Raw genomic sequence first — 13,843 nt, forward strand, 5'->3', positions numbered from 1 at the left:
CGGCGCACGGTCACCACAGTGGTAACGAGTATGTAGGTTTAATTCTTCACATATTTGGCGATCTTCTTATTGCCAATCCATTTTACTTCGTTGCTTTGCAGGTCGGTCAGTTCCAGGTCTACCTGATAATACACTACCATTTGCCTTTTATGTGAATCTACGATAGAATTGATACTACCCTGAAGTATATAGTCTGCTCCCACTTCCAGTCCCCATTTTTTCATGGTAGACACAGAAGCGTTTTTCTGCTGATCTGCCCTTTCACCGCGCAGCTCTTCTCTTTTGGCGCCGCCCTGTACCAGTCTTACTTTCTGGGTGGTGACAAAAGTGCGTTCCATGTCTTTGATGAACGTTTCCGCATCGATATGTTCATGGCTTTTATTAGTGACCATGCCAACGATTACCACCGGTTTTTTACCACCATTTTGTTGGGAGAATTCGGACAACCAGTTTTCACCGAGGGCGCTGGCGATCATTTCTTCTGCCGTGAGGCGGGAGTCGGTATTATTCCAGCGGCCGCTGATATCGATCTGTTGTTTTTCGTCGACCCTGGTCACCTTACGGGGAGCGCATCCTTGTATTACAGCAGCGGACATAAGTATCCCGATCAATGCGGGAGCATTCATTTTAAACATCAGGTTGAAATTTTTTAAACGATGATTTTACTAGCGGAAGAGCCAATAAGCTCCCATGGCCAGTGTGGTAACTGCGGCCAGGTCATGCCAATCGAAGGAGGAACGGCCGTAATGATGCCCGTAGTGACCGAAGCCATAGGCAGGATAACCATATCCGAAGCTGTATCCCGGATAGCCGTACCCGTAGGAGTAGCCGGGGTATCCCCATGTGTCCCAGCCCCTGGCGCGGCGTTCAAGGCGGGCCTGACGCTTCTGTTCACGCCATTCCCTTTTGGCTTCCATGAACTGATATGCCTTATAGGTTTTCTGCACGGTTTCACCTTCACGGGCCGTCAATGAATCCTCACTGATCAGGTACAGCGCCATGCTTTCCTGATAACGGGGGTTCTGGTCTGGCAACAGCTGCTGTTGCGCCTTTGCAGGCGAAGCCATAGTAAGCAGGCAGGCCACAATACCTGCCGCGAATTGATGAAAGCGGATACAGTACCTCATAAAATTCGTTGTGTTCACTAAGGTGACGCGTCCCGAAGTCTTTTCCCCCTACCGTGCAGGTTGTTAAAAATCCGTTAAGGCGTTACGGAACATTTTACAGCACACGGACGTTATGCAAAACAAACGGGCTGTAATGATATCGACCGTATCTCTCCGCAGCGCTGCCGGCAGATGGGTGGTCACCTCCTCCATACTGGCTTCCGCCATGGCTTTTATCGATGGCACCGCACTGAATGTGGCACTGCCCTCCCTGCAGCGCAGCCTGCATGCGTCGGGCACTGATCTTTTCTGGGTATTGAACGCCTATATGCTGATGCTGGCGGCCCTGATCCTGCTGGGCGGCACGCTGGGCGACCGGCTGGGGCGGCGTCATATTTTCATGACCGGCATTTCCATTTTTATAGCCGGCTCGGCAGCCTGCGGGCTGTCGGCCACTGTCACCATGCTGATCATTTTCCGGATGGTGCAGGGCATCGGCGGGGCGTTGATGATCCCCGGCAGCCTGTCGCTTATTTCGTCCGCTATTGATGAAGCGGAAAGAGGCAAGGCCATCGGCACCTGGTCGTCTGTCACCACGCTGGTGACCATCGGCGGCCCTGTCCTCGGCGGCGCGCTCGCCGATGCCGGCCTGTGGCGCTATATCTTCTTTATTAATATACCCATTGGCGTTATAACGCTGTTATGCCTGTGGTGGAAAGTGGCCGAACAGGAAGTGCCGGAAGATGCGCCCGCACAGGACTATCCCGGCGCCGTGCTGATCGTATGCGGACTGGCACTGCTGACATTTGGCTTTCTGCGGGTGCCGGTATCCGGTTTCAGCAGCCTGGCGGCCTATGGCAGCATCATTGTGGGCATAGCGCTGCTGGTGGCTTTCGTGGTCACTGAACAACGCAGCCGGCATCCGATGCTGCCGCTTCACCTTTTCAACAACCGCACTTTCACCGGCACCAACCTGCTCACCTTTTTCCTGTATGCAGGCCTTAGCGGCAGTATGGTGTTTCTTTCGCTGAACATGGTACAGGTGCAGGGTTACAGCCAGCTGGAATCAGGATTGTCGTTTCTTCCTTTCACATTCCTGATGGTGTTTCTGGCGCGACTGGCAGGCACACTGGCCGATAAGTACGGACCCCGCTGGTTTCTGGTCATTGGCCCTTTCCTGGCCGGCACGGGGATGATATTGCTGGCGCTGGTGCAACAAACGGACGGGCCTTCCGCCTACTGGACCACTTTCTTCCCCGGCATATTGGTGCTGGGGATGGGCATGACCATCACCGTAGCACCCCTTACCGCCACTGTGATGGGCTGTGTAGGCAGTCAGCTTTCCGGCACCGCTTCCGGCGTCAACAATGCCATTACGAGGATCGCCGGTGTGTTTGCCGTAGCTGTTTTCGGCGCGCTGGCGGTCATCTTTTTTGCAGGCTCCGTACAGTCATCATTGCAACACCTGTCGCTCACAACGGCACAGCAATCCGCCATCATGGCGCAGACGGTCAACCTGGGCAATGCAGCCGTTCCTGCAGGGCTGTCCCATGATCAGCAGGTCCAGGTCACGCATATTTATCATCAGCATTTTATCCAGGCGTATCGCAAAATAATGGCGATGTGTGGATTGTTGGGATGGCTGGGAAGCCTGATGGCGTGGATATTTGTTAAACACAGCCCAAAATCCATATCATAATTGTATTTTCATGATACAATTGATTTTAATGACGCAATACAAGCTTTATAAGGCCACACGCTGGACAATGAACATCCAAGAGGCTGGTGCATCCAACAGGTTTGTAAAACAACTGCCTTATGCAGAACGCCTGCGTCAGGCGTATTTTCTTATCCTGAAAACCTATGGATTTTCAATGGACAATCAACCGAAATTAGATCGCCAATACTTTTCCTGTAGAAAAATGACTCCATAAAAATGGCTTCTATGCGGCACCTCCTTTTCACCCTTTCCCTGCTTACCTATCTCCCCGCCCTTTCCCAGACTCCTGGTAAGATCATCTTTACCAGCCAGCCTGCCCCGGATGCTGCCATCTCCGTTCCTTACACACTCACGCCTAAAAGCGACCTGTTTTTCACCGTACACCTGGACAGCCCGCTGGTACGGTACCTTCATGCGCTGGCACCTGGCACAGGAGAAGAAATATTGCTGCAACAGGGCAACTATCAGTTTAGCCTATACGTAGACAAGCGCCTGTGTTACCAGAGCAACCTGCATCCCGGCGCACCATCTGCCCAATCGAAAATCAGGGACACCCTTCTCAGCAAACCGTTGATCAACTATAACACAAAAGATCCCGTGTGGAGCGAATATTGCTGGATGCGGTTTATGAACAATGGCGGCGATAGTGCACTTACCGAAGGACCGCATCTGCTCAGCATGGAGATAAGGCCTTACGTCAACGATCCGGTGAAGGGAGTGAAAACCGGTGCCCTGATTGCCAGCGGGGAACTGCCGCTGCTTGTTAACAGGAAGCCTGTCATTGATACAGCTAAGGTGGCCTTAAACACGCCGGCGCCTTATAACGGCCTGCCTGTTTCCCATGGCGGCTTTGACCGTAATACCATCAAAATACTGAAAGGCAACATCGAAGCAGGCGTATTCCGGAAAATCACCAGCATCGCGGTCATCCGTAAGGGACAGCTGATCATTGAAGAGTATTTCAACGGTTCCGGCCGGGATTCCATGCATGATGTACGTTCTGTCGGGAAGTCGTTTGCCAGCGCCGTCACCGGGATGGCCCTGCGTGACGGCTATCTGAAAAGCGTGGACCAGCCATTGTCGGATTTCTATGACCTTCATCAGTTCAGCCATTATTCGGCAGAGAAGGCACAGACCACGCTGAAAGCGCTGCTGACCATGAGCAGCGGCTTTGATGGCGATGACAACGACGAGCAGTCCCCCGGTAATGAAGAAAACATGTACCCGACTGATAACTGGGTGAAGTTTGCGCTGGACCTGCCTTTCAATCATAACCGCCAGCCAGGCGGGTGGCATTATTTCACCGCAGGCGTGGTGGTGCTGGGCGATGTACTGCACCGGCGCGTGCCGGGCGGACTGGAACAATATGCCGATAAGCAGCTTTTCCGGCCCTTGGGCATCACGCATTACCAGTGGCTGTATACCCCGCAGGACGTGGCCAATACCGCTGGTGGTATCCGTATGAACACGCCGGACTTTGCCAAATTCGGGTTGCTCTACCAGCAGCAGGGCCGCTGGCAGGGCAGGCAGTTGCTGCCTGCCGGCTGGGTGCAACAAACGTTTACCCGTCACCGCGTTATTCCCGGACGGCAACAGGAATATTACGGTTATCTGTTCTGGAATAAAACCTTCCGCGTCCATGGCAAAGATTATGAGGCCTATTATTGCTCCGGCAATGGCGGCAATTATATCCTGGTGTTCCGGAACACGCCGCTGGTCATCGTGATCACTGCCGAGGCCTATAACCTGCCGTATGCCCATCCGCAGGTGAATACCATTCTGCAACAATATCTTCTGCCGGCACTGCTCCCATAACTGTTCAACAATTTTTTGGTCATTTTAAAATTCAATTCTATATTTACGTAACCAGTTACGAAACCAAGAACAAAAATAAAAAAAGATTCAACTGCCACTTTGTATGAACTTCTTCGACACCGTCGGTAAAATGGCCATAGGCAGCAGGTTACGGCTGCTGACCGATAAAATAACAGAAGATGCGGCCCAGGTATACGGCATGTACGGCATCAGCATGCAGCCCAAATGGTTCCCTGTATTTTACGCATTGTCCCGTGGGGAAAACAAAACGATCACGGAGATAGCCCGGGAAATAGGGCATTCACACGTGTCGGTGAGTAAAATCGTCCGGGAGATGATAAAAAACGGATTCATCAAAGAAAAAAAAGACAAAACGGACGGACGCAAAACAGTGGTATGCCTTTCTCCCAAAGGAATGGAGGTCAATGAAAAAATTGCGGCGCAGTATATTGACGTGAACAACGCCATCGAGGAGCTGTCGGCCCAGACAAAACACGATCTCTGGAAAGCCATGCAGGAATGGGAATTTTTACTGGAACAGAAATCTTTGTTGCGCCGCGTGCAGGAGCAGCAGAAGTTGCGCGAAAGCAGCCAGGTAAGGATAGTGCCCTATCAACCTCAATACCGGCAAGCATTTCATGACCTTAATGAAGAATGGATCTCCACGTATTTTAAAATGGAAGCTTCGGATTACAAAGCGCTTGATGACCCCGATGGGCATATACTCCGGAAGGGCGGCCATATTTTCGTGGCGCTTTACCATGATGAGCCTGTTGGCGTATGCGCGTTGATCCCCATGAAAGACCCGGACTATGATTTTGAGCTGGCCAAAATGGCGGTGTCTCCCCGTGCACAGGGCAAGAGCATTGGCTGGCTGCTGGGCAAAGCATGTATAGAAAAAGCGCGGGAGCTGGGCGCATCCAAAGTGTACCTCGAAAGCAATACGATACTGAAACCGGCCATCAGCCTGTATCACAAGCTGGGCTTTCAGAAAGTGGCCGCCAGGAAATCGCCGTACGAACGTGCCAATATCCAGATGGAACTGGCCTTATAGGAAACGTTGCTGTATCAGCGCCATAAACTCAGGGCGGAACTTTTCGCTGAGTGGAATACGTTTGTCTGCTATGTGTATATGGTTATCCAGTATGCGTTCTATCTGGCTGGTATTAACGATATAGGAGTTATGCACGCGGATAAAGGGCGGCCCGAGCTGCTCCGCGATCTCTTTCAGACGTTTGTACACCAGCACTTCTTCTTTGCTGGTGACTACCCGCACATATTCCTTTTCCCCTTCAAAGTACAGGAGGTCCTGCAGCCGGATACGCTGCAGTGTTTTACCCGATTTCACGAAGAAATAATCCTGTTGCTCCTGTTCTTCCGTTTTGTCGGCCGGCGCCGTCAGGCGAAAGACAGTTTCCACTTTCTGCCGGGCTGCCAGGAAACGCGTCAGCGTAATGGGTTTCAGCAGATAGTCCAACGTCTGGAAATTATAACTCGCTGCAGCAAATTCAGAATAGGCAGTCGTGAATACTATTTTGACATGACTGGGCAACAGGCCGGCCAGCTCCATCCCATTGAGGCGCGGCATATTGATATCGAGGAACACTACATCTGCCTTGTGCTGCTTCAGGCACTCCAGTGCTTCCAGCGCATTATAACATACGCCCACAATATGCCAGTTTGTTGTCTGCTGAATATGTAATTCCAGCAGTTTTACCGCATTGGGCTCATCATCCACGATCAGGCAATTTAAACTCATAAGGGAACGGTTAAAGAGGCATTAAAATGGTTATCTGATCTTTCAGTCTTTAGTTCAAAGTTATCTCCATACAATAATACCAGGCGTTTACGCAGGTTGTCTATCCCCGATCCGCGCTGGCCGGAGGCTACAGGGTGCCGGGGCAAGTCATTACGGGTATTGAAGACGAGGTGATTGTTCCGGCATAATAAAGTGACAGTTATCTGGTTATGTGTACTTGTCTTGTCAATGCCATGCTTGAAAATGTTTTCTACAAACGTCATCAGCAGCATGGGAGGTATACGATAATCTTCATCTGTTTCTTTGATAAATGTTAAGCCAATTTCATGCCGGACCCGTATTTTTTCCAGTGCTATATAGTTTTCCAGGAAATTTATTTCAGTAGATAAATTGACTTTGTCTTTCGGGCTTTCATCCACAAAGTAACGCATGATCTCTGACAGCCGCTCTATCAATAAGGCCGTGCGGGGCGCTTCCCGGAAGGCTTCGTAGTAAATGTTGTTCAGCGTATTAAACAGGAAATGTGGTTGCACCTGTGACTTCAGCAGTTCCAGCTCTGTTTGTGCATGTTGCTGCTGCATTTCTTCCGCCTTACGCTTCAACACAAAATAAGCAATAAAAATCCGCAGAATGAAACTCAGCAGGAAGATCGTCAGCAAACCGGATACATTACGTACAAAGATCATGGTAGTCACCTGCTCCGGATGTGGTTTCAGGTTAAAAAAAGTGTTATACACCCACATCATGCTGTAGGTACGGAGCAGGCTGACAGCCAGCAGGCCCAGCACCGCCGCGAAGATGTACAATACCTTCCTGTTTTTCAGAAAAAGGCGGGGATACAAAAAACTGATGTTGCCGTATACCACCAGCCCATAAAAACCCGTGTTCAGTATAGCATAGGCGCCTGACTGTACAAAACCGTCTTCCGGCAACAGCGTAAAAAACAACAGCAACAGGAGTAATATCCATAACCCCCATTGCAGCCGTATCGTGGCCGGCATCGCTTTAAAAATTCCCATGGCTGAAAATACAAAGGTTTAGAAACTGTCTTCAAAGTTATCGGATCATGTTGGCTATTAGCCGTTTTTTTCAATGGTTGCCCTGTTTTGCTCAACCATCCCCCCTTCTTTTTTAATTCATCAGATCATACGGGAGATAAAGACCAGCGGTTGAATTTATACCGGTGATGATTGAATTAAGTTGATCCGCTTACGCGGATGATCAACATTTGTTATATCAACTAAATACAAAACTGTTATGACAATGTTCCACTCCCGTCGTTGTTTATGGGCCCTGTTCCTCCTGTTGTTTGCCCTGCAACAGGCATCTGCGCAGGCAGACACGATCAGTCCCCGCCACCATGCCCTGAATACCCGCTGGCTGCAGCCCGGACTGCGGCAATACCTGGTGTACTTTCAGTTTCCCGACAAACCTAAAATGCTCTCTTTCTCCCTGTGGATGCGTGAAGTCAGCAAAAGCCAGCTCCGTCATCAACCAGTCATTGAAGTTAAACAAAGTTGGTACAACGCAGACAGCAACCATTACAGAAGCTTCTATTCCATCAATAGTGAAAAGGACTTCTCCCCGCTGTACCACGCAGAAACCGCCGCCACCGGTAAAAAAGCCTATGACTGGTCGGCCACCGGCATCAGAGGCGCCGATTCTGTAGCTGGCAATAAAGCTGCCGGCTACACGCTTGACTTTAATAATCCCAACTACAACTGGCACCTCGATATTGAAACGTTTGAAATGCTGCCGCTGGCCGCCGGCAAAACATTCTACATCCTGTTTTATGATGCGGGCCTCGATCCTCCGGCTTATGTGAAATATACCGTTACCGGCAGCGAAACGCTGGCCACGCTGGACAACAGGCAGGTGGACTGCTGGATACTGCATACCGGCGGCACCACACCGCAAGGCTGGCCTTATGAACAATCTTTCTGGATCAGCAAGTCCGGTCATGAGCTGCTGAAAGAAGCCGACAGTTATAATGGCCTGTTCCGCTACAAGATAAAATTACCAGGCCTCACGCCCAATTTACCGGAGATAGTGCGTCAGGTGGCCGCCAAAAAACAATAATTTTCCTTTCACCGATAAAAATCCCGTTTTCACCGAAGAGGTGATGCATTCAACTGAAAAAGCCTGTTCCGGCGCCACGGTGACACCTAGCTTTGTATCATCAAAAAACAGGTATTATGAACAAAGTAACTGAAATGAAAGCTATCCGGCAGGTCAACGAAGAAATTTACCGGTCGTTTGAAACGCTGGATTTCAAGGGCGCGGCCGTTCATCTTACGGAAGACTGCGACTACATTACTTTTAATGGCATGCACCTGAAAGGACGGGAAGAATACATTACTTCCCACGAGCAGCTGATGAACAATTTTATGTTCCGTGGCGCCAGACTGGAAGGCGAGATTGACCAGATGCGGTTTCTGAACGACCGTACCGCGGTAGTGATTGCCCGGGGCGCTATCCGCTTCCGTTGGCAGAAAAAAGCCCCGCAAAGCCGCCAGTCCATTAACACCACCCTGTGGATCAAAAACAATGAAGACCAATGGCAGATGGCCGCCTTTCATAACTGCCGGATCAGGAAGCCAGGCTGGCTGATGCAACGTCTGATGTCGATAAAGAAGAACTGAAGCTCCCGGTATGCGAAAAGGAAGTAAATGTAGTTTTACGGGCAAAACATTACTTTTACAGGTCTTTTCGTGTATCAGGAGAGTCAGTTAAACTTCTTCGCCATGCTGTTACTTTTTGCCTTCGCCGCGCTGGTTATGGTCCTCACGCCGGGTCCGAACATGATTTATCTTGTCACCCGTTCCGTGACACAGGGCAGGAAGGCCGCTATGATTTCTCTGTTGGGTGTTGCCGCAGGATTATTATTCCATATCACCTTGGTTTCTTTTGGCCTTACCAGCATCCTGATGGCCATTCCTTATGCTTATACAACCCTGAAGACCATCGGTGTGATATATTTGCTGTATATGGCGTGGCAGGCGGTGAAGCCCGGTGGGCGGGCGGTATTTGAGAGTGCTGGTCAACTGAAACACGATACGCCGCTTCGTTTGTTTAGCATGGGACTGTTTACCAGTGTTCTTAACCCCAAGGTAGCCGTGTTTTATCTTTCTCTTTTTCCGCAGTTCATTAAGCCGGAATACGGATCAGTATTGATACAGAGCCTCACGCTTGGGTTTATCCAGCTGACGATCAGTTTTATGGTCAACAGCCTGATCATCTTCTCCGCTGCGCGGGTAACGCGCTGGTTCAGCGCCAACCCCGGCTGGGTACGCGCCCAGAAGTGGGTGATGGGCAGCGTCTTTGCAGGACTGGCACTGAAGATGGCGCTTGATAAAAGCAAATAACCTTAATCGATAAAACTTTTCTGGTCAGTAGGTTTGCCTGTCTCCACATGGCGGGACGGTGCAAAGTAGTCGTAATAATAAAGGCGGGCCTGTTCAAACAGTTCCATCTGTGGCTTCAGCCGTTCCACGTATTGATCAAAATTCCTGGAAGCCGGTTGTGTCCAGGCAGCTTCCGCGAACGCTGTGATGCGGGGGAACAGCAGGAAGTCCAGTCTTTTGGGGTTGGAGATGGTCTCTGACCACAGGCACGCCTGTACGCCCAGTACCTGCTTTTCGTGGCCGCTCACCGCGGGGATGCTGGCAACAGAAAAATTATATACTGACTTCAGGTCGTTATACTCTCCTACCTTCCATCTGCGCCCTATTTTATGGGTACTGTCCTGCACAAAGTCGAAATAAAAAGGCAGCCGCGGGCAGATCACTACACTGTAGCCTTTGTCCAGCGCCATTTTCAGGTTCTCCGGTTTTTCCTGTCTCCACCAGCAAACAATGGTTTTATTGGCCGGCAGGCTGGCCGTGGCAATTTCGTCCCAGGCCATTACTTTGTTGCGCAGGCTGAATACGGTATCGGCCATACGCTGGAAGAAGTAGTCCTCTACCTGTTTACGGTCCACGAAACCTTTGGCTTTCATCAGGCTGATCACCCCGGTATCCGAGTCCCAGGCCTTGTTGCCGAAAGACACCTCATCACCGCCGAGGTGGATCATGCCGGCGGGAAAGAGTGTTGATGTTTCCTTCAGGATGTCCGCCAGGTATTGGTAAGTACCTTCTTTACCAGGATTAAAAGTAAAAGAGGGATATCTCTCCGTGCCGCCCCCATCGAAGGCAGGATAGGCCCTGTTGGCCGCGCTGGCGTGGCCGGGCATGTCTATCTCGGGGACCACTTCAATGAAACGTTCCTTGGCATAAGCCACTATTTCGCGGATATCGTCCTGGGTATAGAAAGCTGCCGGCGCTTTAGGATCGATATGATTGCCGATGCCGCCGACCGTAGTGAGCAGCGGGTATTTTTTTATTTCCAGCCGCCAGCCGGGTGCATCGGTCAGGTGCCAGTGGAAGCGGTTCAGTTTATAGAAAGCCATCCAGTCGAGGATGGATTTTACTTTTTCTTTTCCAAAGAAAAAGCGGGATTCATCCAGCATAAAGCCACGCCATGCGTAGCGGGGCGCGTCTGTGATGTTCCAGCAGGCCACATGCCGCGAGGTGCCCGTAGGCACGGTGGTTTCCGCCAGTTGCAATAAGGTGCTGATACCGTTAAAAATACCTGCCGGGTGGGCCGCCGCGATCATTGCGCCGGCTTTGTTCATCCGGAGCGTGTAGGCGTCGGGGTTATTACCTGACTTACCGCGTTCCAGCGTGATCACGGTTACCTTACCGGATGGTCTGGCCCTGTCTTCATGGGAGATATTAAACCGGCGTTCCAGTTCTTTACTGAGATAGTCGGCCAGTGGGCGCAGGCTGTTGTCTTTTGCCGCGATCACCACTTCATCGTTGAGTATCATTTCGCCGTTGGCCCGGGAAGACTGTGCCGGCAGGGGAATGACGGGGCAGGCCTGTTGCGCATGTAATTGCTGGCAACAGACCCACAGGAGCATACTTAAAAAAACTGGCTTCATTGTTCGGTTGATAATTTCAGGTTGATAGATTCGGAAATGACCAACACACAAGATACAGTTTTGTCTATATTTTTCTGAATACTACGATACCATTGTGGCCACCGAAGCCAAAAGTATTGCTGACAGCTACCTTCACCTCTTTCTCCACTGCTGTTTTCAGCACGATCTGTAATCCGGCGGGGATGGCCGGGTCCAGCGTGGTGGTATTGATGGTTGGCGGTATCACGCCGTCTGTGATGCTTTTGATGCAGGCGACAGCTTCAATAGCGCCTGCAGCGCCCAGCAGGTGCCCTGTCATGGACTTGGTAGCGCTGATGTGCAGCTGGCCGGGCGTGGTGCCGAAGAGCCGTGTAATGGCTGCTATTTCGCTGAGATCGCCTACCGGTGTGGACGTAGCGTGCGCATTGAGATAATCTACCTGTCCGGGATTCAGTTCCGCTTCCGCCAAAGCGCTTTTCATGGCCTGGAATGCGCCGAGGCCTTCCGGATGCGTGGCGGTCATGTGATATGCGTCCGCCGTCATGGCTGCGCCGGCCACTTCAGCGTAGATATGGGCGCCGCGGGCTTTGGCGTGTTCGTATTCTTCCAGTACCAGGGCGGCCGCGCCTTCGCCCATGACGAAGCCGTCGCGTTCCGTATCAAAAGGACGGGAAGCCGCCACGGGGTCGTCGTTCCTGACAGACATCGCTTTCATGGCACAGAAACCACCGACGGAAGCCGGGGTGACAGGCGCTTCAGAGCCGCCGGTGATCATCACTTTGGCCTTGCCCAGCCGGATATAGTTGAGCGCGTCCATAATGGCCGTATTAGAGGTGGCGCAGGCCGACACCGTGGTATAGTTGATGCCCATGAGGCCGTACTTGATGGAGATCATGCCCGAAGCCATATTGGTGATGAGCCGTGGCACAAAGTAGGGACTGAAGCGCGGGTTGTAATCGCCGGTCACATATTCCGTTACCTGTTCTTCGAACGTCTGCATGCCGCCCTGGCCGGAGCCCCAGATCACGCCGGTATCAAACGGGTCCATGGCGGAGAAGTTGAGCCCTGCGTCACTAATGGCTTCCGCCGCAGCGGAGAGGGCATATTGCGTGAAGGGGTCGGTCTTGCGAATTTCCGCTTTGTCGAGCGCCGTTGCGGGATCGTATCCTTTCAGCTCACAGGCAAATTTTGTCCGGAAGCGGGAGGCATCGAAGCGGGTGATAGTGGCAGCACCGCTGGCGCCGGCCACGAGGTTGTTCCAGAAAGTGGCCACGTTGTTTCCCAAAGGAGTGATCGCACCCATACCGGTAATAACAACTCTTTTCATAGTATCTGATTTTATGAACGTAAGTCTTCCAGCAGTTGCCGGCTGATCCTGTCGAACGTGTGAGCGCCCATGACCCTTGCCAGCAGCAGGGAAGATTGAAGATTGGAGATGACCAGCAGGGCCCTGTCGCCTGCTGCGCCTTTGAAGTGGAAGCGTTTATGTTTGCGTCCGTTTTCCAGCACGGCCGTTACCCATTCCACGATGGCTTCCGCCATTTCATTTACTTTTTCCTGCATGGGAGGTGTCAGTGTTTCGTAGTCCGGTGCCAGCGATCCCATGAGGCATACATTGCCTGCATGACAATGCCTGCGGAACACATCGAACAGATTAGCGAGCTGTTCATCTTCCGGCAGATGCTGCCACGACTGTGTGCTGTGCTGGAAACGTTGCATCTCTCCCGCTACCACGGCGATGCCGAGGTCGGCCTTGGACGGGAAGTGATAATGCACCGCCGCGTTTTTTACTGCCAGCGGGTCGGCAATGTCTTTATAGCTAAAGGCATTGAAGCCTTTAACGCGGATCAGCTTATCCGCCAGCGACACTATTTTATCTTTCATGAGCGTCATATCAACCATACATTAAAACGCTCGCAAAAATACTTACTTACTAGTAAGTAAGCAAATATTTTAAAAAAAATTTGGTGAATTAAAAACAATGCTTACTTTTGCAACCCCTGATCACAATATCAGTTGCCCAGATGGCGAAATTGGTAGACGCACTGTGTTCAGGTCGCAGCGCCTGCAAGGGTGTGCTGGTTCGAATCCAGTTCTGGGCACGTAAAAAGAAGGTTGTAAATCGATGATTTACAACCTTCTTTGTTTTTAGTCATTTCCGTCTTCCCCGCGCCAAAACAGCAATGTTCCGTACGGTTCTCCTGTTTATCCGCTGGTGTCTGCACCACCTCTATATGTTAAGCAGTGGAATCTTTAACATCTATCAGTACCAGGCGGCCAATTTTAAGGCCGGCCCTGGCACGGCTGTCCTTACTGCTCCAGAACCGTCCCTTACCAAAAGTCTTTTTGCCATTTTTAGGAATATAGCCCGGATCAAAAGCTGCTGTGCAGTCCTTTTGCTTCAGGCTACCCAACGCCCTATCAAACAATCCCGGGAAATTTATTTTCCAGCTAAACTGATGACGAATGCTTTCTCGCAATAC

At 51.2% G+C, this 13,843-nt stretch carries 15 protein-coding genes and 1 tRNA gene; 8 read left to right on the forward strand and 8 right to left on the reverse strand.

The genetic code is table 11. The features are described 5' to 3' along the window. Window positions 1-38: 38 nt before the first annotated feature. Window positions 39-635 (reverse strand): penicillin-binding protein activator LpoB, encoded by a 597-nt coding sequence (locus HGH92_RS03160; protein WP_247654821.1) that lies wholly within the window; start codon window positions 633-635, stop codon window positions 39-41. Window positions 636-665: 30 nt separating this feature from the next. After that, complete coding sequence (locus HGH92_RS03165) at window positions 666-1,127, reverse strand: hypothetical protein (protein WP_168868724.1); 462 nt, start codon at window positions 1,125-1,127, stop codon at window positions 666-668. A 133-nt stretch (window positions 1,128-1,260) separates the two neighbouring features. Here HGH92_RS03165 and HGH92_RS03170 point away from each other — a divergent pair, with 133 nt between their 5' ends. The 4 genes from HGH92_RS03170 to HGH92_RS03185 all read left to right on the forward strand — a co-directional run bounded on the left by HGH92_RS03170 (window position 1,261) and on the right by HGH92_RS03185 (window position 5,695). Next, window positions 1,261-2,805 carry an MFS transporter gene (locus HGH92_RS03170; RefSeq protein ID WP_211092523.1) on the forward strand — a complete coding sequence of 515 codons (1,545 nt, stop codon included), beginning with the start codon at window positions 1,261-1,263 and terminating at the stop codon, window positions 2,803-2,805. Window positions 2,806-2,815: 10 nt separating this feature from the next. After that, window positions 2,816-3,040, forward strand: a complete 225-nt coding sequence (locus HGH92_RS03175; RefSeq protein WP_168869302.1) for a hypothetical protein — start codon at window positions 2,816-2,818, stop codon at window positions 3,038-3,040. 11 nt (window positions 3,041-3,051) lie between these two features. Then, window positions 3,052-4,641, forward strand: coding sequence for a serine hydrolase domain-containing protein (locus HGH92_RS03180; RefSeq protein ID WP_211092524.1), 1,590 nt, complete (start codon window positions 3,052-3,054; stop codon window positions 4,639-4,641). A gap of 103 nt (window positions 4,642-4,744) precedes the next feature. Then, window positions 4,745-5,695 carry a bifunctional helix-turn-helix transcriptional regulator/GNAT family N-acetyltransferase gene (locus tag HGH92_RS03185; RefSeq protein ID WP_168869304.1) on the forward strand — a complete coding sequence of 317 codons (951 nt, stop codon included), beginning with the start codon at window positions 4,745-4,747 and terminating at the stop codon, window positions 5,693-5,695. Here HGH92_RS03185 and HGH92_RS03190 read toward each other — a convergent pair. Continuing rightward, complete coding sequence (locus HGH92_RS03190; RefSeq protein ID WP_168869305.1) at window positions 5,690-6,400, reverse strand: LytR/AlgR family response regulator transcription factor; 711 nt, start codon at window positions 6,398-6,400, stop codon at window positions 5,690-5,692. The two genes, HGH92_RS03185 and HGH92_RS03190, sit on opposite strands and share 6 nt — an antisense overlap. Then, complete coding sequence (locus HGH92_RS03195) at window positions 6,397-7,419, reverse strand: sensor histidine kinase (RefSeq protein ID WP_168869306.1); 1,023 nt, start codon at window positions 7,417-7,419, stop codon at window positions 6,397-6,399. Before HGH92_RS03195 ends, HGH92_RS03190 begins: the two co-directional genes overlap by 4 nt. A gap of 238 nt (window positions 7,420-7,657) precedes the next feature. Between HGH92_RS03195 and HGH92_RS03200 the strand changes: the two genes are divergently transcribed. From HGH92_RS03200 to HGH92_RS03210, 3 genes are all read left to right on the forward strand, one after another. Beyond that, window positions 7,658-8,479 carry a hypothetical protein gene (locus HGH92_RS03200; protein WP_168869307.1) on the forward strand — a complete coding sequence of 274 codons (822 nt, stop codon included), beginning with the start codon at window positions 7,658-7,660 and terminating at the stop codon, window positions 8,477-8,479. A gap of 116 nt (window positions 8,480-8,595) precedes the next feature. Continuing rightward, window positions 8,596-9,042, forward strand: coding sequence for an SgcJ/EcaC family oxidoreductase (locus HGH92_RS03205; protein WP_168869308.1), 447 nt, complete (start codon window positions 8,596-8,598; stop codon window positions 9,040-9,042). 102 nt (window positions 9,043-9,144) lie between these two features. Further along, on the forward strand, window positions 9,145-9,765 hold the full coding sequence (locus HGH92_RS03210) for a LysE family translocator (RefSeq protein ID WP_168869309.1): 621 nt from the start codon (window positions 9,145-9,147) through the stop codon (window positions 9,763-9,765). Between the two features lie 2 nt (window positions 9,766-9,767). Here HGH92_RS03210 and HGH92_RS03215 read toward each other — a convergent pair whose 3' ends face one another. From HGH92_RS03215 to HGH92_RS03225, 3 genes are all read right to left on the reverse strand, one after another. Further along, on the reverse strand, window positions 9,768-11,381 hold the full coding sequence (locus HGH92_RS03215) for a beta-N-acetylhexosaminidase (protein ID WP_168869310.1): 1,614 nt from the start codon (window positions 11,379-11,381) through the stop codon (window positions 9,768-9,770). A gap of 64 nt (window positions 11,382-11,445) precedes the next feature. Beyond that, entirely contained in the window at window positions 11,446-12,687 is a 1,242-nt protein-coding gene (gene fabF, locus HGH92_RS03220; RefSeq protein WP_168869311.1) for a beta-ketoacyl-ACP synthase II, read from the reverse strand. Between the two features lie 11 nt (window positions 12,688-12,698). Further along, window positions 12,699-13,253: a TetR/AcrR family transcriptional regulator gene (locus tag HGH92_RS03225; protein WP_168869312.1), complete on the reverse strand. Its 555-nt coding sequence runs from the start codon at window positions 13,251-13,253 to the stop codon at window positions 12,699-12,701. 125 nt (window positions 13,254-13,378) lie between these two features. Between HGH92_RS03225 and HGH92_RS03230 the strand changes: the two genes are divergently transcribed. Beyond that, window positions 13,379-13,462 (forward strand) — tRNA-Leu (locus tag HGH92_RS03230). A 135-nt stretch (window positions 13,463-13,597) separates the two neighbouring features. On the opposite strand, the gene HGH92_RS03235 is transcribed toward HGH92_RS03230, so the two are convergent. Continuing rightward, the gene (locus tag HGH92_RS03235; RefSeq protein WP_168869313.1) at window positions 13,598-13,789 is read right to left on the reverse strand and encodes a hypothetical protein; all 192 of its coding nucleotides are present in this window, start codon (window positions 13,787-13,789) and stop codon (window positions 13,598-13,600) included. Window positions 13,790-13,843: the final 54 nt, after the last annotated feature.

Origin of the sequence: Chitinophaga varians (assembly GCF_012641275.1) — a bacterium.
In the GTDB taxonomy this organism is placed as follows: Bacteria; Bacteroidota; Bacteroidia; order Chitinophagales; family Chitinophagaceae; genus Chitinophaga; species Chitinophaga varians_A.